Here is a 24,443-nt window from a genome sequence, read left to right on the forward strand (position 1 = left end):
ATGGACCGCGGCGACCAGTCTGCCATGGGACTTAAGTCGCATCTTGCCGGTATGATGGGCGCCGTTTACTTTCGAGCCTGCCGCGATCCCCATGCATACCCTTGAAGACCTCAAAGCCGGCCGTCTGGCAGGTATTTCCCGCCTCGACCTGGCCTGCGGGCTGGAACAGTTCCCGGAGGAAATCTTCGACCTGGCCGACAGTCTGGAAGTGCTCAACCTTACCGGTAACCGCCTGAGCGACTTGCCCGGCGACCTGGGCCGCCTGCGCAAGCTCAAGGTGTTGTTCTGTTCGCAGAACCGCTTTCGCCATTTGCCCGAAGGCATCGGCCAATGCCCGAAGCTTGAGATGGTCGGCTTCAAGAGCAACCAGATCGAACAGGTCAGCGGCGCCGCACTGCCACTGCGGTTGCGGGCCCTGGTGCTTACCGACAACCGCATCGAAACCTTGCCCGAGGCTCTGGGCAACTGCCCGGACCTGCAAAAGCTGATGCTGGCCGGCAACCGCCTGCGCGAACTGCCGGCGAATCTCGCGCGCTGCACAAAGCTTGAACTGCTGCGGCTATCGGCCAACCAGCTGCCCGCCCTGCCCGAGTGGCTGCTGCAGATGCCACGCCTGGCCTGGCTGGCCTATGCCGGCAATCCCATGCCTGCGGGTTACTGCACCCCGCAGGACCCGGGCCATTGCCAGGTCATCGACTGGCAGCAGATCTCCCTCGAACAGGTGCTGGGCCAGGGCGCGTCCGGGGTCATTCACCAGGCCCGCTGGCAGCAGCAGAGCGCGCCAGTGGCGGTCAAACTGTACAAGGGCGAGATCACCAGCGACGGCTTGCCGCTCAACGAGATGAGCGCCTGCATTGCTGCGGGCGATCACCCGCAACTGGTACGCCTGGCCGGACGCATCGACAACCACCCGCAGCAACTACCGGCGCTGGTGATGCAGTTGATCGAGCCGAGCTGGTTCAACCTCGCCGGGCCGCCGAGCCTGGATTCCTGCACACGGGATACATACCCGCCACGACGCCTGAGCCTGGCCAGCGTGCGGCGCCTGGCCAGCGCCATTGCTGCAGTGGGCGCGCACCTGCACGGGCACGGCATTACCCATGGCGACCTGTATGCGCACAATGTGCTGTGTGATGAGGCGGGCGACTGCTTGCTGGGGGATTTTGGCGCGGCGTCGTTTCACCCGCTGGATGGCAGTGTGGCGGCTGAAGCGTTGCAGCGGATCGAGGTATTGGCGTTCGGGGTGTTGCTGGGGGAGTTGCTGGCGTGTTGCGAGGGGGATTGCGAGGGATTGAGGGCGGTGCAGCGGGGTTGTGTGCAGGCTGAGGTGATGCGTCGGCCAAGCTTCGACGAGGTCTGTCAGCAGCTTCGCGGTGTCTGAATCGCTGGCAAGCCAGCTCCCACACACTGTGGGAGCGGGCTTGCCCCGCGATGAGGCCCTTACGGTTTACATCAACCCGCCAGACCTACATACACGTTCTGCACGTCGTCGTTATCGTCGATCGCCTGCAGGAAGGCTTCAACCTCTTCCATCTGCTCATCGCTCAGGGTGCTGACCGGGTTTTTCGGGGTGTAGCCGATTTTCGCCGAGACCACGGTGAAACCCTGACCCGGCAGGGCTTTCTGCACGGCGTCGAGGTCGGTAGTGTCAGTGATGAACAGGGTCGCGCCCTCTTCTTCGCCTTCGGCAAAATCCTGGGCACCGGCTTCGATGGCGGCCATTTCCGGGTCAGCGTCAGGGCTGTTCGGCGTGGCTTCGATCAGGCCGACGTGGTTGAAGTCCCAGGCTACCGAGCCCGAAGCGCCCAGCTGGCCCTTGCGGAACAGGACGCGGATCTGCGCCACGGTGCGGTTGACGTTGTCGGTCAGGCACTCGACGATCAGCGGCACCTGATGCGGGGCAAAGCCTTCATAGGTCACGGCGGTGTACTGCACCGCATCGCCATCCAGGCCTGCGCCTTTGCGGATCGCCCGTTCCAGGGTCTCGCGGGTCATCGAGGCCTTTTTGGCTTGCTCGATGGCCAGGCGCAGGCGCGGGTTCATGTCCGGGTCGGCGCCGGACTTGGCCGCGATCTGGATCTCCTTGGACAGCTTGCCCATGATCTTGCCTTTGGCGTTGGCTGCTACTTCTCTATGCTTGGCTTTCCACTGTGCGCCCATCTCGACTCTCTTGTTTCAGGTGCCGGTTCAGGTAGCGACCGGCCAAAGTGGCAAGCAGTTTATACGCTCCGCAAGCCATCGACAAAAAAACCCTTCAGCCCTTGTCGGCCTTGCCCGCGGCGGCGGCAAACCGCGCCAGGCGCACGTCGAGGTGGCGCGGGCGGTGGCCGTTGTCTTCGGCCTGCTCCTTGCGACGGATGGCATTGCGCACCATCAATGAGCCCAGGTACCGAATCGGCTCCGGCGGGAAATAGCCCAGCGGGCCGTTGACCAGCGGCGAGCGGGTCCACGGGTTGTCCAGGCCCAGGGCCAGCGACGAGAGGATCTGCCCGCCCATATGGCAGGGGCCGACGCCGCTGCCCGAGTAACCAAAGCCGTAGAACACGTTGCCCTGGCCATTAAGCCGGCCAAAAAACGGCAAACCGGTCACCGAACGGTCCGACGGCCCGTTCCAAGTGGCGGCGATCGGCACCTGGGCCAGCGCCGGGAAGAACTCACCCAGGCTGCGGCGCAGCAACGGCTCGTAGGGTGAAGGTTGGTCGAATACCGACAACATGCGCCCGCCATAGGCGAAGGTATTGCCGCCCTTGCCGAGCATCAACCGGCCATCACTGGTGTTGTGGTAGTAATGCACGAAGATCCGCGAATCGAGCACGCTGATGCCGCTGGTCAGGCCGATCTGCTGGAGCAGTTCGGGTTGCGGTTCGGTGATGATCATGTCACTGGAGACGATCGCCACGCTGCGTTCGAACTGCGGGAAGGCCCGCGCCATCCAGGCATTCAGGGCCAACACCACGCGGCCGGCGCGGACAGAGCCAGAGGCGGTCTCGACCACGGCCTGCGGCCCTTCCTGCAAGCCGGTCATGGCCGTGCCTTCATAAATGCGCACCCCCTTTTGCAAGGCGACCCGGCGCAGGCCGCGCACCAGTTTGCCCGGCTGTACCGTGGCGGCCGCTGGCGAGAACCAGCCTTCCAGATGCGTGGCCGAGCCTGCCAGGCGCTGCACCTGCTCTACCGGCAAGCGGCGGAACGAGTTGATACCCTGGCGCTCCAGGGCGGCAATCACGCCATCGGTGGCGCCGACCTGGGCGCGATTGGTGGCGGTGTACAGGGTGCCGTCCAGACGGTAATCGGCATTGATGCCATGGGCCTGGCAGAAATCACCAATGGCGTAGATGCTCTGCTCCGAGGCCTTGACAAGGCGCACCGCCTCGTCCACCCCGAACAGCCGCTCAAGGGTGAAGTACTTGGCCGACCACGACAGCGCACAGCCGCCGTTGCGTCCACTGGCCCCGGCGCCACAGATGTCGGCTTCAATCAGCACGACATCCAGCGCCGGGTTATGCTCCTTGAGCATGAGCGCCGTCCACAGGCCGGTGTAACCACCACCGACGACGCACACCTGGCAGTCGATATCGCCAGCCAGCGGCGGGCACGCGGGTGCAACTTCCTGGTCCAGCGCCTGTTGCAGCCAGAACGGTCTCATGTGGGCTTCCCTTTAGGTTCAAGTGCGCAGCGGTTTGATGGCCATGGCCGTGTTGGGGGCGACAGCCGGTGTGTGCTCGGCGCTGGCCGGGCGGCTGTTCCAGTGCGGCAGCAGCACCAGGGCGGAGAACAGCGCGCACCCGGCGAACACGATGAACACCGTGACGCTGTCGAAATAGCCCGGCAGCAAGCCGCCGAGAATCGCCCCGACCGAACCGCAGCCGTTGACGAAGCCGGCTGCGGTGGCGCCGGCCTTGGCGGTGCCGAAATCGATGGCTGCCGCGCCGCTGATCATCGAGTCCGGCCCGTACAGGGTCAGGCCCATGACGAACAGCAAGGCCACTACCAGGATCACGCTGCCGGTATTGAGCGCAGCCATGAACAGCCCGAGGGTCACGGTCAGCACGACCAGGCTGATCACGCAGGCTGGCATACGGCGGGCACCGAACAGTTTGTCCGAGGCCAGGCCGATCATGATCGGGCCGAGCAGGCCGGCCAGCTCGAAGGCGGTGGGGATGATCGCCGCACCGACCTTGCCCACCGAGGGCATCTGTTCGAAGACGATCACCGGGCCCCACAACAAAATGGCGTAGCGCGCCGGTTTGAGCAGAAAGTACGCAAGCCCCAGGGTCAGCACCGTGCGGTTGCGCAGGATCTCGCGCAGCGGTGCCCAGATGCTGCAGAGGGTCGAGCCCGGGACCATGCTCTCAGGCTCCGGCTCCACCGCCGGCAGGCCGACGTCTTCAGGCTTGTTGCGCTGAAAAATGAAGAACAGCACCGCCACTACCGCCACGACGGCAGCGCTGGAGATAAACGCCGCATGCCAGCTGCCGATCAGGGTGTAGGCCCACCAGCCGGCGAACGGCGACGCCACCAGGCCGCCGAAGGCATAGCAGGAACTCCACAACCCAAGAACCCGCCCGCGCTGGGAGGACGGGAAGAAGCTGCCGATGTTCTTGCACAAGCCGGCCCAGCCGGTCGATTGCGCCAGGCCCTGGACCAGCATGCAGGTGGCGAAGATCGGGAAGGTCGCGTAGCTGCCCATCACCACCGCCGCCGCCGCCGAGATCACCAGGCCACCGAGTACCACCACCCGCGGGCCGAAGCGGTCGGCGAGCATGCCCCAGGTAAATTGCCCGACTGCGTAGGCGGTCAGGTAGAGGGCGTCGAGGTTGGCCATGGCCATTTTGTCGAGGGTAAAGCTTGGGTCTTCGGCGATGCCGAGCTTGGCTACCGAAAAGGCTTTGCGGGTGAAATAGAACGCGGCGTAGGCCAGCCAGGTGATGGCAAAAATCTGCACGCGCCAACGTTTGATATCTGCGACGTATTTGTTCATGGTGGATCTGACCTCGGAAGCTGAGTGTGCCGGCAGAATTTGAAAAAAACGCCTGTCTTGTTGTTGTGTTGCGCACTGCGTGACGGCCGGTCGAACCCGTCACCTGCTCAGATAGAAACAATTACTGACTGATAAATAAAATCGATTTATCGTATTTCACAAATAAGCTCAGCTTGTAACAGGTGCTGCGATGTCGGTGTCCCATGCTCAGTTGAAGGCTTTCCACGCGGTTGCCCTGCACGGCAGCTTCACCCGCGCCGCCGAACGGTTGTTCCTGACCCAGCCGGCGATCTCCGACCAGGTGCGCAAACTCGAAGAACGCTTCGGCGTGTTGCTGTTTCACCGCAACAAGCGTTCGGTGCAACTGACCGACCTGGGCGAGCGCCTGCTGGCGATCACCCAGCGCCTGTTCGTCTGCGAGGCCGAGGCCCATGAACTGCTGCAGGATTCCCGCGCCCTGCAGACCGGCACCCTGGTGCTGGCGGTGGATGCGCCGGTGCACGTGCTGCCGCAGATCGCCCGCTTCTGCCAGCAATACCCGGGGATCAGCGTCAAGATCGAAACCGGCAACACCGACGAGTCGCTGCTGCGGCTGTTCAATTACCAGGCCGACCTGGCCCTGCTCGGTCGTGACGTGGATGACGAGCGGTTGCTGTGCGTGCCGATGCGCAGTGACCCGATGGTGGCCTTCGTGTCCCATAACCATCCATGGGCCAGCCGCGGCTCGATCAGCCTGGCCGACCTGGATGACACGCCGATCGTGCTGCGTGAACCGGGCTCGGTGACCCGCCAGACGCTCGAAGAAGAAATGGCCCGCGCCGGCCTGCGCATCCGCGCGGCGATCCAGGTAGAAGGCCGGGAAGCAGCGCGCGAGGCGGTGGTGGTGGGGATTGGTGTGGGGGTGGTGTCGGCCGCCGAGTTCGGCGCCGATGCGCGGGTGTGTGCGTTGCCGATTGTCGACTGCCAGCGGCGCTTAACCGAGACCTTGGTGTGCCTGCGTGAGCAGAGTTCACGGCGGCTGGTGGCGACGTTTTTGCAGATGGTTCAGGACAGCCTTTAAACCCATCGCGGGGCAAGCCCGCTCCTACAGTAGGAGCGGGCTTGCCCCGCGATAGGGCCCTAAGCCGCCTCCCTGCCCCGCGCCACTGCCTGCGCCGCCGCCAGCATCGAGCGCAACAGCACCGCGCAACCATCGGCCAGGTCTTCAGGCGCGGCATTCTCGATCTCGTTGTGGCTGATCCCCCCTTCGCAGGGCACGAAGATCATCCCCGCCGGCCCCAGTTCAGCGACAAAGATCGCGTCATGCCCGGCGCCACTGACGATATCCATGTGCGACAGCCCCAGCCCCCCGGCCGCGCTGCGCACCGCCTCCACGCAACCCTCGTCGAAATACAGCGGCGGGAAATCCGCCGTCGGCGTCAGGCTGTGGGTCAGCCCGTGCTGCTGACAGGTGCTGCTGATCACATCCTTGACCTGGGCAATCATCGAATCCAGCCGCGCCGGCACCAGGTGACGGAAATCCAGGGTCATGCGCACTTCGCCGGGGATCACGTTGCGCGAGCCCGGATAGGCCTGCAGGCAACCGACCGTGCCGCAGGCGTGGGGTTGATGCTCCAGTGCCACGCGGTTGACCGCCGCCACCACCGCGCTGGCGCCGACCAGGGCATCCTTGCGCAGGTGCATCGGCGTTGGCCCGGCGTGGGCCTCGACGCCGCGCAGGGTCAGGTCGAACCACTTCTGCCCGAGCGCGCCCAGCACCACACCGATGGTCTTGTGCTGGTCTTCCAGGATCGGCCCCTGCTCGATATGTGCCTCGAAGTAAGCGCCCACCGGATGGCCGCTGACCGGCCGTGGCCCGGCATAGCCAATGGCGTTGAGCGCCTCGCCGACGCTGATACCTTCGGCATCGGTCTTGGCCAGGGTTTCGGCCAGGGTGAATTTCTCGGCAAACACCCCCGAACCCATCATGCACGGGGCAAAGCGCGAGCCCTCCTCGTTGGTCCACACCACCACTTCCAGCGGCGCTTCGGTTTCCACCTTGAGGTCATTGAGGGTGCGCAGCACTTCAAGCCCGGCCAGCACACCAAAGCAGCCGTCGAACTTGCCGCCGGTAGGCTGGGTGTCGATATGACTACCGGTCATCACCGGCGGCAGTTGCGGGTTGCGTCCCGGACGGCGGGCGAAGATGTTGCCAACGCCGTCAATGGTGACGGTACAACCGGCCTCTTCGGTCCATTTGACGAACAGGTCGCGGGCCTGGCGATCGAGGTCGGTCAGGGCCAGCCGGCAGACCCCGCCCTTGACCGTGGCGCCGAGCCTGGCCAGGTCCATCAGCGACTGCCACAAGCGTTCGCCGTTGATATGCCGTTGGGTCGATTGCAGAACGTCCTGAGTTGTTTGCATGTTCTTCTCCTGCATCACGTGCCTGGCCTCTGCGGGCCATAGGGGCTACACGGTGGGTTTGAGGTTGGCCGCGCGGGCCGCCTTGAGGCTGCCAAGGGCGTAATAGATCAGCCCGCCCAAGGCGGAGCCGGTAAACCAGCCAAAGTCGTAGAACCAGCTGAAGGCGGTGCTGTGCAGCGACAGCAGGGTCAGCACCACCGGCACGCCAAAGGCGATGAAACCGGCAGCGTTCCAGGCCGGATAGACGTCGTCGCGGTACAGGCCGGCGAGGTCCAGGGTCTGTTTGCGGGTGATGAAGTAGTCCACCACCATGATCCCGGCAATCGGCCCGAGCAGGCTGGAATAGCCCAGCAGCCAGTTGGAATAGAGGCTTTCCAGGCTCACCTCGCTGACGATCCAGCCGAGCTTTTTCAGCAGTTCATGGCCCATCAGCAACAGCCCCACCAACCCCGTGAGCAGCACTGCGGTGGTACGCCCGATCCATTTCGGCGCCAGGTTCTGGAAATCGTTGGTTGGCGAGACGATGTTCGCCGCGGTGTTGGTCGACAGTGTGGCGATGATGATCAGGGCCATGGCCAGCGCCACCCACATCGGGCTCTGGATATGCCCGATGAGGCTGACCGGGTCGGACACGGTTTCACCCACCAGCGAGGCAGAAGCTGCGGTCAGCACCACGCCGAGGGCGGCGAACAGGAACATGGTCAGCGGCAGGCCAAAGATCTGCCCGAGGATCTGGTCTTTCTGGCTTTTCGCGTAGCGGCTGAAGTCAGGGATGTTCAGCGACAAGGTGGCCCAGAAACCGACCATGGCGGTCAGCCCGGCAAAAAAGTAGCCGTACACGCTGGCGCCTTCCGGGCGCTTGGGCGGCTGGGCCATCAGCTCGCTGATCGAGACATTGGGCAAGGCCCACACCAGCAGCCCGGCGCCCACCAGCACCAGCAACGGCGCCGACAGGGTCTCCAGCCATTTGATCGACTCGGCGCCACGCAGCACCACCCACAGGTTAAGGCACCAGAACAGCATGAAGCCGATCACCTCGCCGGTGCCGCCCAGCGCCTTCCAGTCCGCCGACAGCGAACCAAGAAACAGGTGGATGGCCAGGCCGCCGAACATCGTCTGGATACCGAACCAGCCACAAGCCACCAGGGCGCGAATCAGGCACGGCACGTTGGAACCGAGGATGCCGAAGGACGAGCGCAGCAGCACCGGAAAGGGAATGCCGTACTTGGTGCCGGGAAAGGCATTCAAGGTCAGCGGAATCAATACCACGGTGTTGGCCAGCAGGATCGCCAGCAGTGCCTCGCCCACGGTCAGCCCGAAATAGGCGGTGAGCACGCCGCCGAGGGTATAGGTCGGCACGCAGATCGACATGCCGACCCACAGCGCGGTGATGTGCCATTTGTTCCAGGTGCGCTCGTGCACCTTGGTCGGGGCGATGTCGTGGTTGTACCGGGGGCTGTCGAGGACGTCGCTGCCGGCGTCGAGTTCACACAAGCCGTCGCGTTCGCTCACCTGCGATCTGGTCTGCTGCATGGCCGCTCCACTGTTGTTGTGTTTTTGGGAGGTGGTTGCATTGCACTGGCATGTGGGCAATCACGGATGCCCATGAGAAATCTTGACCATTTCCACAACCTGTCAAGACGGACAGGACCACTGGTCGTTTTCCTCAAGCCTGGGCAAATCCTATAAATTCTTATTAATCAGATAGTTAACTAAGTTATAAGCTTATAAATTAAATATTTGCCCTATCCGAAATCGCCGACTAGATTCAATTCCTGACAGCGATGACAGGTTTTCGCCTACGCTGAAAAAAGTACAAAACCTAGAACCGGTAACAACCGGTCAAGCCTGCGAGGAGCATCTGATGACGCTTATGATTCGTGGCGCCACCCTGATTACCCATGAAGAAAGCTACCGGGCCGATGTGTTGTGTGCCGACGGCGTGATCAAGGCCATCGGTACTGACCTGGAGGTCCCGGCCGGTTGTGAAGTGATCGACGGCAGCGGCCAGTACCTGATGCCCGGCGGCATCGACCCGCACACCCACATGCAGCTGCCTTTCATGGGCACCGTGGCCAGCGAGGACTTCTACAGCGGCACCGCCGCAGGCCTGGCCGGCGGTACCACCTCGATCATCGACTTCGTGATTCCCAACCCGCAGCAGTCCTTGCTCGAAGCCTTTCATCAGTGGCGTGGCTGGGCCGAGAAGTCGGCCAGCGACTACGGTTTTCACGTCGCCGTCACCTGGTGGAGCGAGCAGGTACGCGAGGAGATGGGCGAGCTGGTACGCCTGCACGGGGTCAACAGCTTCAAGCATTTCATGGCCTACAAGAACGCGATCATGGCCGCCGACGACACCCTGGTCGCCAGCTTCGAACGCTGCCTGGAGCTGGGCGCGGTACCCACCGTGCACGCCGAGAACGGCGAACTGGTCTATCACCTGCAGCGCAAGCTGCTGGCCCAGGGCATCACCGGCCCGGAAGCGCACCCCCTGTCGCGCCCCTCGCAGGTTGAAGGTGAAGCCGCCAGCCGCGCCATTCGCATTGCCGAAACCCTGGGCACGCCGCTGTACCTGGTGCACGTCTCGACCCGCGAAGCCCTGGATGAGATCACCTACGCGCGCAACAAGGGCCTGCAGGTCTACGGCGAAGTACTGGCCGGCCACCTGTTGCTGGACGACAGTGTCTACCGTCATCCTGACTGGCAAACCGCTGCCGGATACGTCATGAGCCCGCCGTTCCGTCCGCGCCAGGACGGCCATCAAGAGGCACTGTGGCACGGTCTGCAGTCGGGCAACCTGCACACCACCGCCACCGACCACTGCTGCTTCTGCGCCGAGCAGAAAGCCGCCGGTCGCGACGACTTCAGCCGCATCCCCAACGGCACCGCCGGCATCGAGGACCGCATGGCGGTGCTCTGGGACGAAGGGGTCAACAGCGGTAAATTGTCGATGCAGGATTTCGTCGCCCTGACCTCGACCAACACCGCGAAGATCTTCAACCTGTTCCCGCGCAAGGGCGCCTTGCGCGTCGGCGCCGATGCCGACCTGGTGCTCTGGGACCCGCAAGGCACGCGGACCATCTCGGCCGCCACGCACCATCAGCAGGTCGACTTCAACATCTTCGAAGGCAAGACCGTGCGTGGCATCCCCAGCCACACCATCAGCCAGGGCAAGCTGGTCTGGGCCAACGGCGACCTGCGCGCCGAGCGTGGTGCCGGGCGCTACATCGAGCGGCCGGCGTACCCGGCGGTGTTCGATCTGCTCAGCAAGCGGGCTGAGCATTCGCGGCCGGTCGCCGTTAAGCGCTGAAGAGCATCGCGGGGCAAGCCCGCTCCCACAGACACCGCCGAACCTGTGGGAGCTGGCTTGCCAGCGATGGAAGGCAAAGCCTTCCCCAAAAAAAATAAAAAAAGAGGAACCCACCGTGATCGATTCCCTCAACCACCTCCCCCGACCGAACCAGAACCACGCCAGCCTCGCCGAGCACTTCAGCGACCTGGCGCCTCCCCTCACCGACCGCCAGGCCGTACTCGAAGCCTCACGCTGCCTGTATTGCTACGACGCCCCCTGCGTCAATGCCTGCCCCAGCGAAATCGACATCCCCTCGTTCATCCGCAACATTCATCAGGAGAACGTCCAGGGCGCGGCGCAGAAAATTCTCTCGGCCAATATCCTCGGCGGCAGTTGCGCGCGGGTGTGCCCCACCGAGATCCTCTGCCAGCAGGCCTGCGTGCGCAACAATCACCAGGAGTGCGCACCAGTGCTGATCGGCCTGTTGCAGCGCTACGCGGTGGACCATGCCGACTTTGCCCAGCACCCGTTCCAGCGCGCCGCCAGCACCGGCAAGCGCATTGCCGTGGTCGGCGCCGGCCCGGCGGGGCTGTCCTGCGCCCACCGCCTGGCCTGGCACGGCCATGACGTGGTGATTTTCGAAGCCCGGGAAAAAGCCGGCGGCCTCAATGAGTACGGCATCGCCAAATACAAGCTGGTCGACGATTTCGCCCAGCGCGAGGTGGATTTCGTCCTGCAGATCGGCGGCATCGAGATCCGTCACGGCCAGGTGCTGGGCGACAACCTCAGCCTGGCCGAGCTGCAACAGCAGTTCGATGCGGTGTTCCTTGGCCTGGGCCTGAACACCGTGCGCCAATTGGGCCTGGCCAGTGAAGGCGCGCCAGGCATGCTCGCCGCCACCGAGTACATCCGCGAACTGCGCCAGGCCGATGACCTCACCACCCTGCCCGTCGCCGACCGCTGCATCGTCCTGGGTGCCGGCAACACCGCCATCGATATGGCCGTGCAAATGGCCCGTCTCGGTGCCCGTGACGTCAACCTGGTGTATCGCCGTGGCGTCGAGGACATGGGCGCCACCGAGCACGAGCAACACATCGCCAAGGAGAACCAGGTGCGCCTGCTGACCTGGGCCCAGCCTGAGGAAGTATTGCTGGATGACCAGGGCCGGGTGTGCGGCATGCGTTTTGCCCGCACGCACATGTGTGACGGTCGCCTGCAGCCAACCGGGGAAACCTTCGAACTGGCCGCCGATGCGATCTTCAAAGCCATCGGCCAGGCCTTCGATGACAGCGCGTTGAGTGACAGCAGCGGCCAACAGCTTGCCCGCGATGGCGAACGCATTCGTGTGGATGAGCAGCTGCGTACCAGCCTGCCCGGCGTGTATGCCGGCGGCGACTGCACCCAGCTCGGCCAGGACCTCACCGTCCAGGCCGTGCAGCACGGCAAGCTGGCCGCCGAGGCCATGCATGCGCACCTGATGCTCAATGTGGAGGCTGCATAAATGGCTGACCTGTCGATCGAATTCGCCGGCATCAAGGCGCCCAACCCGTTCTGGCTGGCCTCCGCGCCGCCTACCGACAAGGCCTATAACGTGGTCCGCGCCTATCAGGCCGGCTGGGGTGGCGTGGTCTGGAAAACCCTCGGCGAAGACCCAGCCGCGGTCAACGTCTCGTCGCGCTACTCGGCGCACTACGGGGTCAACCGCGAGGTCATGGGCATCAACAACATCGAGCTGATCACCGACCGCTCGCTGGAAATCAACCTGCGCGAAATCACCCAGGTGAAGAAGGACTGGCCCGACCGCGCACTGATCGTGTCGCTGATGGTGCCCTGCGTCGAGGAATCCTGGAAAGCCATCCTGCCGCTGGTCGAAGCCACCGGCGCCGACGGCATCGAACTGAACTTCGGTTGCCCCCATGGCATGCCCGAGCGCGGCATGGGCGCAGCGGTCGGCCAGGTGCCGGAGTACGTCGAGCAGGTCACCCGCTGGTGCAAGACGTACTGCTCGCTGCCGGTGATCGTCAAGCTGACGCCGAACATCACCGATATCCGCCAGTCGGCCCGCGCCGCCCATCGCGGCGGCGCCGACGCGGTGTCGCTGATCAACACCATCAACTCAATCACCAGCGTCGACCTGGAGCGCATGGTCGCCAATCCCATCGTCGGCGACATGAGCACCCACGGCGGCTACTGCGGCTCGGCGGTCAAACCGATCGCCCTGAACATGGTCGCCGAAATCGCCCGCGACCCGGCTACTCACGGCCTGCCGATCTGCGGCATCGGTGGCATCGGCAGCTGGCGTGACGCCGCCGAATTCGTCGCCCTGGGCTGCGGCGCGGTGCAGGTGTGCACGGCGGCGATGCTGCATGGATTTCGCATCGTCGACGAGATGAAAGACGGCCTCTCGCGCTGGATGGACAGCCAGGGCTACCGCAGCCTCAAGGAGTTCCAGGGCCGCGCGGTGGGCCACACCACCGACTGGAAGTACCTGGACATCAACTACCAGGTGGTAGCCAAGATCGACCAGGCGGCCTGCATCAGTTGCGGCCGCTGCCACATCGCCTGCGAAGACACCTCGCACCAGGCCATCGCCAACCTCAAGCAGGCCGACGGCAGCCACCGTTATGAGGTGATCGACGCCGAATGCGTGGGCTGCAACCTGTGCCAGATCACCTGCCCGGTGCAGGACTGCATCGAGATGGTCCCGCAGGACACCGGCAAACCGTTCCTCGACTGGCTGCATGACCCGCGCAACCCCTATCGCGAAGCGTCCTGAGGCATAAGGTAAAAACAGCGAGGGAGGATCATTGATCCTCCCTCGCGTGCATTCGCTCAGCGCAGGTCACTGCGCCGGTACAGGCTCAAGCCCACCGCCAGCGCCGCCAGCATGCCGGCGCAACTGCGGTTGATCCACTGCATGGTGCGCGCCGAAAAGCGCCGCATGGCGTGCCGCCCGCCATAGGCGTAGACGGCCATCATCAGCCCGTCGATCGCCGCGCTGGTGATCGCCAGCACCAGGTACTGCTCGGCCACCGGTTGCTCGGGGCGAATGAACTGCGGCAGGAACGCCGAGAAGAACAGCAAGCCCTTGGGGTTGGACAAGCCGACGAACAAGGCCCGCAAGAAGGCTGAACGCCCCGTGGCGCCAGCGCTCACCGTGCTACGTTGCAAGGCCCCGCTCGGCGCTCGCCAGAGCACCCAGGCCAGGTACAGCAGGTACACCGCGCCCACCCACTTGACCACGCTGAACAGCTGCTCTGAAGCCTGCAGCAACGCCCCCAGGCCGCAGCCCACCGCCGCAATCAACAGCAGGTCGGAGAGCATCGCCCCGGCCATGCCGAAACCGGCCACGCGCATGCCGTGGGAAGCGCCATTGTTCAGGGCCAGGAGCATCGCCGGGCCGGGGGTGATCATCACCGCGCTGGCGGCGATAACGTAGAGCAGCAGGGTCGAGGCTTGCATGGCGGGCTCCGCGGGCAGAAAGGCCCAAGCATGCCTCGGCCAGGCTGATCATGGCAATCGTGCCATCCCGCGAATGCCTATATCATGGTGGCTAGAGGAACATATCCACGAGGAAGGAATCGTCATGCTGTACCGCCTGGGCGCCGATGGTCTGGTGCTGTTTCACCTGTTGTTCATCCTGTTCGTGCTGTTTGGCGGTTTGCTGGTACTCAAATGGCGCGGTGCGATGTGGTGGCACTTACCGGCGGTGTGCTGGGGGACCGCCGTGGAGTTCTTTCACCTCACCTGCCCGCTCACCGAATGGGAAAACCGCCTGCGCCAGGCCTCGGGCCTGGCCGGTTACGAAGGCGGTTTCATCGAGCATTACATCTGGCCGATCATCTACCCGGCCGGGCTGACGCCGGGTATCCAGCTGGTACTCGGCTCGGTGGTGGTGCTGGTCAACGGCCTGGTCTACCTGCGCGTCCTGCGCCAATGGCAAGCGCGGCGCCAGCAGCGCATTGCCTAGCGTGTGGCGACGATAAACAGGCGCGGAAACGGCAACAACACCGTGCCATCAGCCGCAGGCGGATAAGCCTGCTCCATGGCCTGCAGGTAGTACTGTAGAAAGTCTGCCTGCTCCTGCGCATCCAGCGCCGCCAGATACGGCCGCAGCGCCGACCCCTTGAACCACTCCACCACCGCCGGCGCACCGCCCGCCAGCGGGTGGTAGTAAGTGGTGCGCCACACGTCCACGCGCTGGCAATGGGGGCTGAGCACATCGTAGTAGTAGGCGGCGGTGTGCCGTGGCGGCAGTTGCAGGTCACCGACCTTGCCGGCCCAGCTACCCAGCCTGGCGATCTCGCGAATCTGCCGGTGGGCCGGCTCATCGAGGTTGTCCGGGGTCTGGATGGCCAGGCTGCCACCGGCCACCAGCTGGCGCACCAGGTGCGGGTACAGCTGGGCATGGTCGGACAACCACTGCAGGGAGGCGTTGGCGAGGATCACATCGACGCCCTGTTCGGCGCTCCAGCTGCCGATATCACCCACTTCGAACGCCAGCTGCGGCAAGCGCTGGCGGGCGGCGGCGATCATGTCTGCAGAGCTGTCCAGGCCGGTGACCTGCGCCTCGGGGTAACGGCTGGCAAGCACTTGCGTGGAGTTGCCCGGGCCGCAGCCAAGGTCGACAGCGCTGGCCACCGTCTGGTTGGGCAGCGCCGCCACCAGGTCGCGCACCGGGCGCGTGCGTTCGTTCTCGAAGGTGCTGTACTGCGCGGCTGACCAGGTCATCGCAGGTTTCCTTTAGTGGCCTTGGGAATTCGAGCGTGGCCCTAGCATGCCGGTTACCCGCCGATTAGGAAACCTCACGCAGCAGCGCCGCCAGCTTGCGCCCGGCAAAACGCAGCTGCGCCGCTGTCAGGGCGGTGAAGCCGATCATCACCGCAGGCGGCAGTTGCACCTGCTGGCAGAAGTTGCCGATCGGCTGTAGCTGCAAGCCTTGACTGCCCGCGCGCTGGCAAAAGTCCTGCTCATCCGTCCCCTCTGGCAACCACAGGACAAAGTGCAAACCGGCTTGCTGCCCGGTCACTGCAAAGCAGCCCGGAGCCTGCTCGGCCAGGCACTCAAGCAGCAAATCACGGCGCTGCTGATAGGCCTGGCGCGCCTGCCTCAGGTAGCGCACGAAGCTGCCATTGGCCATGTACTCGGCCAGGCCCAGTTGCTCGGTGACCCCGACTGCGCCACCGGTGCCCTGCAGGGTGGCCAGCAACGGCTCGCGCAGGCTGGCCGGCACTAGCATGAAGCCCACGCGCAGGCCGGCGAACAGGGTCTTGTTGAAGCTGCCGCAGTAGATCACCCGGTCGCTTTGATCCAGGGCCTTGAGCGCCGGCAGCGGCGCATTGTTGTAGTTGAACTCGCTGTCGTAGTCGTCTTCGACGATCCAGGCATCGGCACGATTGGCCCAGTCCAGCAACATCAGCCGTCGCGACACCGACAGGGTCACGCCCAGCGGTGACTGGTGCGCGGGGGTCACGCAGGCCAGGCGGGCATCAAGGTGGCGCTCGAGCAGCTGGTCATCGATACCCTCGGCCGTCACCGGCACCGCGACCACCTGCGCCCCGGCCCGCTCGAACAACGACCTGGCGGTGCGGTAGCCGGGGTCTTCGACGCAGGCCTTGTCGCCTGGGCAGATCACGCTGCGCGCCACGAGGTCGATGCACTGGCGAATGCCGCTGGTGACGATCAGGTCCTGGGCATTGCAGCGTATGCCGCGATAGCTGCGCAGGTAGTTGGCAATCCGTTCGCGCAGGGCCGGCAGGCCGGCCGGGTCTGGCGAACTGAGCAAGGCGGTCGGTGCGCTGGCCAGGGCCTTGCCCAGGGCCTGGGACCAGGCCTTGACCGGGAACAGTGCCGGGTCGGCCAGGCGCGCGACAAACGGCACCCCCACCTGCACACCGGTAAGGCTCGAGGCTGCCGGCTCGCTGAGCGGCTGCTGCGCCAGTGCCAGTGGCGGGCCGCTGCCGGCAGCGATGAACAGGTCAGGAACGACCGCGCAGACCCGCGTACCGGAGCCGGCCACCCGGCTGACATAGCCTTCATCGCGCAAGCGCTCGAACACCAGCTCCAGGGTACCGCGCGACAACTGCCAGCGCTCGGCCAGGGTTCGCGTCGAGGGCAGGCGGGTGCCGGCTGGCAGGCGCTTGTCGAGTATCGCATCGCGCAAGGCGGCATAAGCGCCTTGCTGTTTGCCCTGGGCCAATGCCGGTGGCAGCGGTAGATCGAGGGCGATGGCGGCTTTGCCTGTGCGCATAGTGGTCCAATCAAATTTGCTCTTAATGGCGCTGCCGATTAAACCACATTGGCCGTTAAGGTCTGCGCACCGACAACAAGGAAATGTTCCATGCGCACCACCCCCTCGCCCGGCCCACGAACCTGGCTGCTATTACTGCTGATGATTGTCTGCCTGCCGCGGGTGGCCCTGGATATCTACCTGCCCGCCCTGCCCGACATCGCCATGGCCCTGCACGCCAGCGACGCCCAGTTGCAATTGACGCTGACCCTGTACATGGTCGGCTACGCCCTGAGCATGCTGATCAGCGGCCCGCTGTGCGACCGTTTTGGCCGCCGCCCGTTGTTGCTGCTCGGCGGCACTATTTACCTGGTGGCGAGCCTGGCCTGCAGCCTGGCCAGCAGTGTCGAGGTGATGATTGCCGCACGCCTGTTGCAGGCCCTGGGCGGTTGTTGCGGGGCAGTCATCGGCCGGGTGATGGTGCGTGACCACTTCGACCGCCAGCAACAGGGCCACCTGCTCGGTTACCTGTCCATGGGCATGGCGCTGTCGCCGATGATCGCGCCACTGCTCGGCAGCCTGATCGAAACCACCCTGGGCTGGCGCTGGATTTTCCTGCTGCTGAGCCTCAGCGCCGCCCTGAGCCTGCTGCTGATCGCCCTGCGCCTGCCGGAAACCCGCCCGCTGCACGCTGCCGGGCAGCGCCACGAGCCGGTGCTGAAGGTTTACCTGCGCCTGCTCGGCGACGGCTACTTCATGCGTTATTCACTGGCGATTGCCTGCGTGTATTGCACCTACTTCCCGTTCATCGCCGAGTCTTCGACCCTGCTGCAACGCCGCCTGGGCCTGAGTTCGCTGCAGTACGCCGCAGTCTTCGCCGTCACCGTCGGCGGCTACCTGGCCGGCTCGCAGCTGTTTCGCCGGCGCAGTGGGCGCCACAGCGCCGATGCCTTGCTCGGCCAGGCCATACTCCTCAACCTGGGGGGCGCGCTGCTGCTGATGCTCGCCACCCGCCTGTGGCCCGAGGCATTGCTGGCGATCGTCCTGCCGATGCTGCTGATCATGCTTTCGGTGGGCCTGGCCATTCCGGCCTGCCAATGGGCGGTGCTGCAACCCTATGCGGCTATCGCCGGCAGCGCCTCGGGGTTGTTCTTCTTCATCCAGATGGCCTTCACCGCCCTGTGCAGCCTGGTCATCGGCCAGTTGTCCGATGGCAGTGCCGGCCCCTTGGCGGGCATGACCGCGCTGGCCAGCCTGGCCTTTGCCCTGGTGCTCAAGCTGTTACGCAGCGAAGCGATTACCCTCAAGGCCAGTTCCGGCTAACATGGGCGATTACCTCACTTGCCGGAAGCCTGCCATGAGCCTGACCATCCGCCCTGCCCGGCGCGACGACGCCGCCCAGATCCTTGCCTTCATTACCGAACTGGCTGACTACGAACGCGCCGTCCATGAGGTGATCGCTTCCCAGGCCGACATCGAGCGCACCCTGTTCGATGACGGCGCCAAGGCCCTCAGCCTTATCTGCGAGCGCGACGGCCAGGCCATCGGTTATGCGGTGTACTTCTACAGCTACTCGACCTGGCTGGGGCGCAACGGCATCTACCTCGAAGACCTGTACATCACCCCCGAGCAACGCGGTGGCGGCGCCGGTAAACAGCTGTTGCGCCATATCGCCATCGAAGCCTGCGAGAACGGCTGCGGACGCCTGGAATGGAGCGTGCTGGACTGGAACGAGCCGGCCATCCAGTTCTACAAGTCCCTGGGTGCCCTGCCCCAGGATGAATGGGTCCGCTACCGCCTCGAAGGCGCCGGTCTTGAGGCCTTCGCCCGCGGTTGAGTGGCTGGGCAAGGGCGGCGCAATCGGCTAAGGTGCGCGCCTTGCCCTGCTCTCGCCTTGCCAAGGAATGCACTGAATTGAAGGCTTTGTTTCGCTCCCTCCCGTCATTGTGCCTGGGTGCTGCCCTGGCAGCCTGCAGCGCCACCCCCGCCGACCCGGTCAGTTTTAAGGAAAATGGCCTGTATGGCCTTAAAGACCCCAGCGGCAAGGTCATCGTTGCGCCGTCCATCGAGCTGCAACCGGTTTACCACGAAGGCATGGCAGCCGTTCGCATCAACAACAAATGGGGCTACATGGACCGCAAGGGGCAGTTGGTCATCCCGACCCTCTACAAGCGCCCCGGGCCGTTCAGCGATGGCCTGGCAGGCGTCTGCCTGACGTATTCCGAGTGTGGCTACATCGATACCCGGGGCCGCACCGTGGTGCCGTTCGACTATGACTGGGTAGAGGGTTTCGACGAAGCCAAGGACGGCCTGACGGTAGTCGCCAAAGGCAACCTGTTCGGCATGATCAACCGCAAGGGCGAGCAGGTGATCCCCCTGCGCTTCAGCTCGCGGCCCATTACCGAGAAGGGCTATGTGCTGCTGAACGACAGCGCCAGCAAAAAAAGCGGCCTGATGAACACATCCGGCAAAGTGGTGCTGCCTTTCGAATACGACGGCTTCGCCTACAATACCTGGGGCGGACGGCTGATCAACGACAATCTGCTGAGCGCGGCAAAAGAAGGTAAATGGGGCTTTATCGACCTTAATGGCAAGGTGGTGCTGCCTTATATCTATGACAGACCCGGTTTTTTTCGTGACGGCAAGGCCATCGTCCAACGCGATGGCAAGCATTACCGGATCGACCGCCAGGGCAATGAAACACCCTTGGAATACGAGCCGTTGAAGCTCCCCTGATAGCAGTTCCGCCGATTTGAACCTGGTGCGCAGGAGCATTGCCCATGGTCGTGAAAGCCAACAGCCAGACCTTCACCATCCTCGCCCAGGACCCGGCGGTGCGTAATGCCCACGGCGAGTTGCTGTTCGCCCGGGTCAGCGTGCCGCTGGAAACCCTTGGCCTGGGCCCCACCGGCTACCGCCTGAAGGTGGTCGACTTCGATGCCTCGCGCAACCAGCTGTACCACGCCCACGCCTATCAGCAGGATGCCGCCAGCGGCTGCATGATCGACCCTTTCGATCCGCCTGGCGAGGCGCTGCTGGGCAATCCGGCATTCCATTGCCAGCACGTGTACGCGGTGGTCATGCGCACCCTGGCGCGCTTCGAGATGGCCCTGGGGCGCCGGGTTGGCTGGGGCTTCGACGGCCATCAGCTGCACGTGGTGCCGCACGCCTTCGTCGAAGCCAACGCCTTTTACTCGCGGGCTGACCGGGCCTTGATGTTCGGCTATTTCAAGGGCCTGGACGGCCAGCACGTGTTCACCTGCCTGTCCCACGACATCGTCGCCCACGAGGCCACCCACGCGATTCTCGACGGCTTGCGCGGCGGTTTCATGAACGCTTCCGGGCCCGATCAGGCGGCCTTCCATGAAGGTTTTGCCGATGTCGTGGCGCTGCTGTCGGTGTTCTCCCTGCGTGAAATCATCGAGTTCGCCCTGACCAATGGCGGGCGCATCGAGCTGACCGTGCAGGGCGACCGCCGACTGCTCAATGGCGACCAGCTGAGCCAGCAGAACCTCGCCGAATCGCTGCTGTTCGGTATCGGCGAAGAGTTCGGCCAGCAGCTCGAAGGCCTGCGCGCCAATGCCCTGCGCCGCTCGGTGATGCTGCCGCCCTCGGCCGACTACCTGAGAGACGAGCAGTTTGCCGAAGCCCACAACCGCGGCGAAATCTTCGCCGCCGCCATGCTGCGCAGCATGCTCGCCCTGTGGGTGGCGCGCCTGGGCGAGCTGGGTAATTTTGGCGACAACCTGTACAATCTGCGCGAAGTGGTCGAGGAAGGCGCCAAGGCCGCCGACCAGTTGCTGACCATCGCCATCCGCGCCCTGGACTACTGCCCGCCGCTGGACCTGGAATTCGGCGACTACCTGGCCGCCCTGCTCACCGTCGATGCCCAGGTGGCGCCGGACGATTCGCGCTACGACTACCGGCTGATCATCCGCACCACTTTCGAGGCCTTCGGCATCGTCCCGCCAGCAGCGCGCACCGATGCTGACGGCTGCTGGCACGGTTTTGCCGACAACGGCCAGGTGCAATATCGCAACAGCCATTTCGATTCGATGCTGCGCGACGACGAAGAGGTATTCCGCTTTCTCTGGGAGAACCGTGCGGTGCTGGGCATCGACGAGCGTGCCTACACCGAGGTGGTGTCGGTACGCCCGAGCATCCGCCTGGGCACCGACGGCCTGCTGCTGCGCGAGAGCGTGTGCGAATACATCATGAAGGCCAACATTTTTGGCGCCGAGCTCAAGAGCGTGTGCAACATCAGCCCGCGCCCGGCCTGGATCAAGACCACCGACGCCCTCACCGTCTACGGCGCCGGCACGCTGATTTTCGATCAGTACGGGCGCATCAAGTACCACGTCCAGCGGCCGCTCAATGACGGCCAGTGGCAGCTGCGCCGCTTGAGCTACCTGGCCGGCCTGGACAGCAGCGAGCTGGACCTGCGCAACCCCTTGGCCCAGCTGCACCGCCAACGCGCCTGGCAGGTGGGCCCGCTACGCGAGGAGCAAGCATGAGCCCGACCAGCCTGACCCTCTATGCCTACCAGGTCGGTTTTGGCGACTGCTTCCTGCTGCGTTTCAACTACCCCGGCGAGGTGCGCCGCCATGTACTGATCGACTTCGGTTCCATGGGCATGCCCAAGGGCGTCGCCCAGGGCCAGCGCCTGCTGGCCATTGCCGAAGACATCAAGGCCAAGTGCGCGGGCAAGCTCGATGCGGTGGTCGCGACCCACCGGCATGCCGACCACATCAGCGGCTTTGCCACCAACCGCGCCGGTACTGCCAGCGGTGATGTGATTCGTACCCTCGCGCCGGAACTGGTGCTGCAGCCCTGGACCGAACAGTTGGAGCTGGCTGAAGACGCCAGCGCACCCGAGCAGCCCGGCCTGCGCGGCGCACGCAGCATGGCCCAGACCCTCAAGAGCATGAATGCCCTGGCCAGCGCCGTGGTCACGCTGCTCGACCAGGGCAGGCACGGGCTGTCCGAAGACCTGGCCAGTCGGCTGGGCTTTATCGGCGAAGACAACATCTCCAATGCCAGCGCCGTGAAGAACCTGGCGAGCATGGGCAAACGCAACGCCTTTGCCTTCTTCGGCAGCGCTGATGCCCTGGCCGAGCTGTTGCCCGGCGTGCGCACGCATATCCTCGGCCCGCCCACCGTCGAGCAGAGCGCCTCGATTCGCAAGCAGCGCAGCCGTGACCCGGCCGAGTTCTGGCACCTGCACCGGCAGTTGCTCGATGCCCAGGTCAACTCGCCGAACGACGATCCGGGGCCTTTTGCCGACTACCCGGCGACCCGGGGCAGCAAACTGCCCATGAGCACCCGCTGGATCGCCCGGCGGGTGCGCGAAGCCCGTGGCGAGCAGTTGCTGCAGATCGTCACCGCGCTGGACAAGCAAATGAACAACACCAGCCTGATCCTGCTGTTCGAGGTGGCGGGCAAGAAACTGCTGTTCCCGGGCGATGCGCAGATCGAGAACTGGAGTTACGCGTTAAGTCACCCAGAAATTCGCGAGCTTCTGGCGGATGTCGACCTGTACAAGGTCGGTCACCATGGCAGCCTCAATGCCACGCCGAAAAGCCTGTGGGGCGGCTTTCGCAAGCGCGGCAAGGCCGGTACGGCGCAGCGCTTGACCAGTGTGTTGTCGACCATGCCCGGCAAGCATGGCAACCCCGGGGCGGGCACCGAAGTGCCGCGGCGGCCGTTGCTGGAGGCGCTGGGCAAGGAGAGTGAGTTGCACAGTACCGACGGGTTGGAGCCGGGAGTACTGTATGAGGAGCTGGAGTTCAGCTTCTGACGGTCAGGGCCCTATCGCTGGCAAGCCAGCTCCCACAAGATCAGCATCCACAGTACCTGTGGGAGCTGGCTTGCCAGCGATGCTTTTGATCAGGGCTCCAACCCGATACCCCTGAGGATCACACTGGTCACCGTCTGCACCGCCCGCTCGAACTGCAGCTCCGACAATGGCTGGTGATCATTGAGCAGCCCCACCTGGTGGCTGAAGTCGGCATAGTGCTGGGTCGAAGCCCAGATCATGTACAGCAAGCCCGATGGCTCTACCGGCAGAATCCGCCCGTCCTCGATCCACTGGCGGATCTTTGCCTCTTTCATCTTCGCCCAGTCATACAGCGGATCATCCAGCGCCGCGCCAAGGTTCGGTGCGCCATGGATGATTTCGTTGGCCCAGACCTTGGAGCCATGCGGCCGGGTACGCGAATGGTTCATCTTGGCCCGGATGTAGCTGCTCAAAACAATGCGCGGATCGTCATACAGCTCGAAGCACAAGGCATCCTGCTTCCACACATCGAGCAGGCCGAACAGCACCGCCTGGTACAGCTCGGCCTTGGTGCTGAAGTAATAGTGCACATTGCTGCGCGGCAGCTCCGCGGCCTCGGCGATGTCGGCCATGGCCGTGCCGGCGAAGCCTTTTTCGGCAAAGACCTTTTCGGCCGCCAGAAGGATGTTGTCAACGTTGCGTTGACGAATGCTGAGCTTGTGCTGGGCCATGGGCGAATCCGTTGCGACTGACCCTGCAAGGCTACCACTGCCGGGGCATTCGTGCGCTGCAAGCAAAAAGGTTGTGCCGTCACGGGCATTTTTCTGCGCCCGCACAGTCGCAATACTGCACGCCGTGTTTATCAACGTCCGCACTGGAGGAACCCGCTAATGACTATTCCCGCCCTCGGCCTCGGCACCTTCCGCCTCAAGGACCAGGTGGTGATCGATTCGGTGGCCACCGCCCTGGAACTCGGTTACCGCGCCATCGACACCGCGCAGATCTACGGTAACGAAGCCGAAGTCGGCCAGGCCGTGGCCGCCAGCGGCATCGACCGTGACGAGCTGTTTGTCACCAGCAAGATCTGGACGGACAACCTGGCCGCCGACAAGCTGATCCCCAGCCTCAAGGACAGCCTGAGCAAGCTGCGCAGCGACTACCTGGACCTGACCCTGATCCACTGGCCATCGCCCCAGGGCGCAGTGCCCGTCAGCGAATTCATGGGCGCCCTGGCCGAAGCTCAAAAGCAGGGCCTGACCCGGCAGATCGGCGTGTCCAACTTCACCATCGACCTGCTGCGCCAGGCCATCGAGGTGGTCGGCAAAGACGCCATCGCCACCAACCAGATCGAGCTGCACCCGTACCTGCAGAACCGCAAACTGGTGGACTTCATGCACAGTCAAGGCGTTGCCGTGACCTCGTACATGACCCTGGGCTACGGCAAGGTCCTGGAGGATCCGGTCATCCAGCAGATCGCCGCGCAACACGCCGCCACCCCGGCACAGGTGACTCTGGCCTGGGCCATGCAACTGGGCTATGCGGTGATCCCGTCCTCGACCCGGCGCGAGAACCTGGCCAGCAACCTCAAGGCCCGTGAACTCAAGCTGAGCAATGAAGACATGGGCAGAATCGCCACCCTCGACAGCGGCCTGCGCCTGACCAGCCCCAAGCGCCTGGCGCCGGCCTGGGACTAACCGCGGGCGGTGCAGGCCTGGGCCAGGTTCAGGTACTGCAGGCGGTGTTGCCGGCCACAGGCGTTGGC

At 64.4% G+C, this 24,443-nt stretch carries 21 protein-coding genes; 12 read left to right on the forward strand and 9 right to left on the reverse strand.

Going from position 1 to position 24,443, the window contains the following annotated elements; all coding sequences use genetic code 11:
* Positions 1 to 91 precede the first annotated feature (91 nt).
* Positions 92 to 1,381 (forward strand): leucine-rich repeat-containing protein kinase family protein, encoded by a 1,290-nt coding sequence (locus JV241A_RS14265; RefSeq protein ID WP_134063165.1) that lies wholly within the window; start codon positions 92 to 94, stop codon positions 1,379 to 1,381.
* A 71-nt stretch (positions 1,382 to 1,452) separates the two neighbouring features.
* Here the strand turns inward: JV241A_RS14265 and JV241A_RS14270 are convergent, their stop codons facing one another.
* From JV241A_RS14270 to JV241A_RS14280, 3 genes are all read right to left on the reverse strand, one after another.
* Positions 1,453 to 2,160, reverse strand: a complete 708-nt coding sequence (locus JV241A_RS14270) for a YebC/PmpR family DNA-binding transcriptional regulator (protein ID WP_115087221.1) — start codon at positions 2,158 to 2,160, stop codon at positions 1,453 to 1,455.
* A 94-nt stretch (positions 2,161 to 2,254) separates the two neighbouring features.
* A complete protein-coding gene (locus JV241A_RS14275) occupies positions 2,255 to 3,646 on the reverse strand; it encodes an FAD-dependent oxidoreductase (protein ID WP_134063167.1) in 1,392 nt (463 codons plus the stop codon).
* 18 nt (positions 3,647 to 3,664) lie between these two features.
* Positions 3,665 to 4,981, reverse strand: coding sequence for an MFS transporter (locus tag JV241A_RS14280; protein ID WP_115087223.1), 1,317 nt, complete (start codon positions 4,979 to 4,981; stop codon positions 3,665 to 3,667).
* A gap of 190 nt (positions 4,982 to 5,171) precedes the next feature.
* On the opposite strand from JV241A_RS14280, the gene JV241A_RS14285 reads away from it, so the two are divergent.
* Positions 5,172 to 6,041 (forward strand): LysR family transcriptional regulator, encoded by an 870-nt coding sequence (locus tag JV241A_RS14285; RefSeq protein WP_134063169.1) that lies wholly within the window; start codon positions 5,172 to 5,174, stop codon positions 6,039 to 6,041.
* A 59-nt stretch (positions 6,042 to 6,100) separates the two neighbouring features.
* Here JV241A_RS14285 and JV241A_RS14290 read toward each other — a convergent pair whose 3' ends face one another.
* Both JV241A_RS14290 and JV241A_RS14295 read right to left on the reverse strand, forming a co-directional pair.
* Positions 6,101 to 7,384, reverse strand: coding sequence for a Zn-dependent hydrolase (locus JV241A_RS14290; RefSeq protein WP_134063171.1), 1,284 nt, complete (start codon positions 7,382 to 7,384; stop codon positions 6,101 to 6,103).
* A gap of 45 nt (positions 7,385 to 7,429) precedes the next feature.
* On the reverse strand, positions 7,430 to 8,917 hold the full coding sequence (locus tag JV241A_RS14295) for an NCS1 family nucleobase:cation symporter-1 (protein ID WP_134063173.1): 1,488 nt from the start codon (positions 8,915 to 8,917) through the stop codon (positions 7,430 to 7,432).
* 331 nt (positions 8,918 to 9,248) lie between these two features.
* Here JV241A_RS14295 and hydA point away from each other — a divergent pair, with 331 nt between their 5' ends.
* From hydA to preA, 3 genes are all read left to right on the forward strand, one after another.
* On the forward strand, positions 9,249 to 10,694 hold the full coding sequence (hydA, locus tag JV241A_RS14300) for a dihydropyrimidinase (protein WP_134063175.1): 1,446 nt from the start codon (positions 9,249 to 9,251) through the stop codon (positions 10,692 to 10,694).
* Positions 10,695 to 10,809: 115 nt separating this feature from the next.
* On the forward strand, positions 10,810 to 12,177 hold the full coding sequence (locus tag JV241A_RS14305; protein ID WP_134063177.1) for an NAD(P)-dependent oxidoreductase: 1,368 nt from the start codon (positions 10,810 to 10,812) through the stop codon (positions 12,175 to 12,177).
* A complete protein-coding gene (gene preA / locus JV241A_RS14310) occupies positions 12,178 to 13,452 on the forward strand; it encodes an NAD-dependent dihydropyrimidine dehydrogenase subunit PreA (protein WP_134063178.1) in 1,275 nt (424 codons plus the stop codon).
* A 56-nt stretch (positions 13,453 to 13,508) separates the two neighbouring features.
* Here the strand turns inward: preA and JV241A_RS14315 are convergent, their stop codons facing one another.
* Positions 13,509 to 14,138, reverse strand: coding sequence for a LysE family translocator (locus JV241A_RS14315; protein WP_115087229.1), 630 nt, complete (start codon positions 14,136 to 14,138; stop codon positions 13,509 to 13,511).
* Between the two features lie 124 nt (positions 14,139 to 14,262).
* Here JV241A_RS14315 and JV241A_RS14320 point away from each other — a divergent pair, with 124 nt between their 5' ends.
* A complete protein-coding gene (locus JV241A_RS14320; protein ID WP_010221808.1) occupies positions 14,263 to 14,646 on the forward strand; it encodes a DUF2784 domain-containing protein in 384 nt (127 codons plus the stop codon).
* On the opposite strand, the gene tam is transcribed toward JV241A_RS14320, so the two are convergent.
* A complete protein-coding gene (gene tam / locus JV241A_RS14325; protein ID WP_134063180.1) occupies positions 14,643 to 15,407 on the reverse strand; it encodes a trans-aconitate 2-methyltransferase in 765 nt (254 codons plus the stop codon). The genes JV241A_RS14320 and tam overlap by 4 nt on opposite strands.
* Before the next feature lie 64 nt (positions 15,408 to 15,471).
* Complete coding sequence (locus JV241A_RS14330; protein WP_134063182.1) at positions 15,472 to 16,926, reverse strand: PLP-dependent aminotransferase family protein; 1,455 nt, start codon at positions 16,924 to 16,926, stop codon at positions 15,472 to 15,474.
* Positions 16,927 to 17,016: 90 nt separating this feature from the next.
* Between JV241A_RS14330 and JV241A_RS14335 the strand changes: the two genes are divergently transcribed.
* The 5 genes from JV241A_RS14335 (at position 17,017) to JV241A_RS14355 (ending at position 22,702) form a co-directional block, all read left to right on the forward strand.
* Positions 17,017 to 18,228 (forward strand): multidrug effflux MFS transporter, encoded by a 1,212-nt coding sequence (locus JV241A_RS14335; protein ID WP_134063184.1) that lies wholly within the window; start codon positions 17,017 to 17,019, stop codon positions 18,226 to 18,228.
* 34 nt (positions 18,229 to 18,262) lie between these two features.
* Entirely contained in the window at positions 18,263 to 18,742 is a 480-nt protein-coding gene (locus tag JV241A_RS14340) for a GNAT family N-acetyltransferase (RefSeq protein WP_038995679.1), read from the forward strand.
* 77 nt (positions 18,743 to 18,819) lie between these two features.
* Positions 18,820 to 19,641 carry a WG repeat-containing protein gene (locus JV241A_RS14345; protein ID WP_166675702.1) on the forward strand — a complete coding sequence of 274 codons (822 nt, stop codon included), beginning with the start codon at positions 18,820 to 18,822 and terminating at the stop codon, positions 19,639 to 19,641.
* 44 nt (positions 19,642 to 19,685) lie between these two features.
* The gene (locus JV241A_RS14350) at positions 19,686 to 21,419 is read left to right on the forward strand and encodes a hypothetical protein (RefSeq protein ID WP_115087234.1); all 1,734 of its coding nucleotides are present in this window, start codon (positions 19,686 to 19,688) and stop codon (positions 21,417 to 21,419) included.
* On the forward strand, positions 21,416 to 22,702 hold the full coding sequence (locus JV241A_RS14355) for a hypothetical protein (RefSeq protein ID WP_115087235.1): 1,287 nt from the start codon (positions 21,416 to 21,418) through the stop codon (positions 22,700 to 22,702). The genes JV241A_RS14350 and JV241A_RS14355 overlap by 4 nt, the downstream gene beginning before the upstream one ends.
* Before the next feature lie 89 nt (positions 22,703 to 22,791).
* Here the strand turns inward: JV241A_RS14355 and JV241A_RS14360 are convergent, their stop codons facing one another.
* Complete coding sequence (locus JV241A_RS14360) at positions 22,792 to 23,412, reverse strand: TetR/AcrR family transcriptional regulator (RefSeq protein ID WP_115087236.1); 621 nt, start codon at positions 23,410 to 23,412, stop codon at positions 22,792 to 22,794.
* 159 nt (positions 23,413 to 23,571) lie between these two features.
* Between JV241A_RS14360 and dkgB the strand changes: the two genes are divergently transcribed.
* The gene (dkgB, locus tag JV241A_RS14365) at positions 23,572 to 24,375 is read left to right on the forward strand and encodes a 2,5-didehydrogluconate reductase DkgB (RefSeq protein WP_134063187.1); all 804 of its coding nucleotides are present in this window, start codon (positions 23,572 to 23,574) and stop codon (positions 24,373 to 24,375) included.
* Positions 24,376 to 24,443 lie beyond the last annotated feature (68 nt).

Source organism: Pseudomonas sp. JV241A (assembly GCF_900275665.1).
GTDB lineage: Bacteria > Pseudomonadota > Gammaproteobacteria > Pseudomonadales > Pseudomonadaceae > Aquipseudomonas > Aquipseudomonas wadenswilerensis.

Coding starts and splice junctions, on each gene's coding strand:
- JV241A_RS14265 (WP_134063165.1), top strand. CDS start 92: ATGCATACCCTTGAAGACCTCAAAGCCGGCCGTCTGGCAGGTATTTCC.
- JV241A_RS14270 (WP_115087221.1), bottom strand. CDS start 2,160: ATGGGCGCACAGTGGAAAGCCAAGCATAGAGAAGTAGCAGCCAACGCC.
- JV241A_RS14275 (WP_134063167.1), bottom strand. CDS start 3,646: ATGAGACCGTTCTGGCTGCAACAGGCGCTGGACCAGGAAGTTGCACCC.
- JV241A_RS14280 (WP_115087223.1), bottom strand. CDS start 4,981: ATGAACAAATACGTCGCAGATATCAAACGTTGGCGCGTGCAGATTTTT.
- JV241A_RS14285 (WP_134063169.1), top strand. CDS start 5,172: ATGTCGGTGTCCCATGCTCAGTTGAAGGCTTTCCACGCGGTTGCCCTG.
- JV241A_RS14290 (WP_134063171.1), bottom strand. CDS start 7,384: ATGCAAACAACTCAGGACGTTCTGCAATCGACCCAACGGCATATCAAC.
- JV241A_RS14295 (WP_134063173.1), bottom strand. CDS start 8,917: ATGCAGCAGACCAGATCGCAGGTGAGCGAACGCGACGGCTTGTGTGAA.
- hydA (WP_134063175.1), top strand. CDS start 9,249: ATGACGCTTATGATTCGTGGCGCCACCCTGATTACCCATGAAGAAAGC.
- preA (WP_134063178.1), top strand. CDS start 12,178: ATGGCTGACCTGTCGATCGAATTCGCCGGCATCAAGGCGCCCAACCCG.
- JV241A_RS14315 (WP_115087229.1), bottom strand. CDS start 14,138: ATGCAAGCCTCGACCCTGCTGCTCTACGTTATCGCCGCCAGCGCGGTG.
- JV241A_RS14320 (WP_010221808.1), top strand. CDS start 14,263: ATGCTGTACCGCCTGGGCGCCGATGGTCTGGTGCTGTTTCACCTGTTG.
- tam (WP_134063180.1), bottom strand. CDS start 15,407: ATGACCTGGTCAGCCGCGCAGTACAGCACCTTCGAGAACGAACGCACG.
- JV241A_RS14330 (WP_134063182.1), bottom strand. CDS start 16,926: ATGCGCACAGGCAAAGCCGCCATCGCCCTCGATCTACCGCTGCCACCG.
- JV241A_RS14335 (WP_134063184.1), top strand. CDS start 17,017: ATGCGCACCACCCCCTCGCCCGGCCCACGAACCTGGCTGCTATTACTG.
- JV241A_RS14340 (WP_038995679.1), top strand. CDS start 18,263: ATGAGCCTGACCATCCGCCCTGCCCGGCGCGACGACGCCGCCCAGATC.
- JV241A_RS14350 (WP_115087234.1), top strand. CDS start 19,686: ATGGTCGTGAAAGCCAACAGCCAGACCTTCACCATCCTCGCCCAGGAC.
- JV241A_RS14355 (WP_115087235.1), top strand. CDS start 21,416: ATGAGCCCGACCAGCCTGACCCTCTATGCCTACCAGGTCGGTTTTGGC.
- JV241A_RS14360 (WP_115087236.1), bottom strand. CDS start 23,412: ATGGCCCAGCACAAGCTCAGCATTCGTCAACGCAACGTTGACAACATC.
- dkgB (WP_134063187.1), top strand. CDS start 23,572: ATGACTATTCCCGCCCTCGGCCTCGGCACCTTCCGCCTCAAGGACCAG.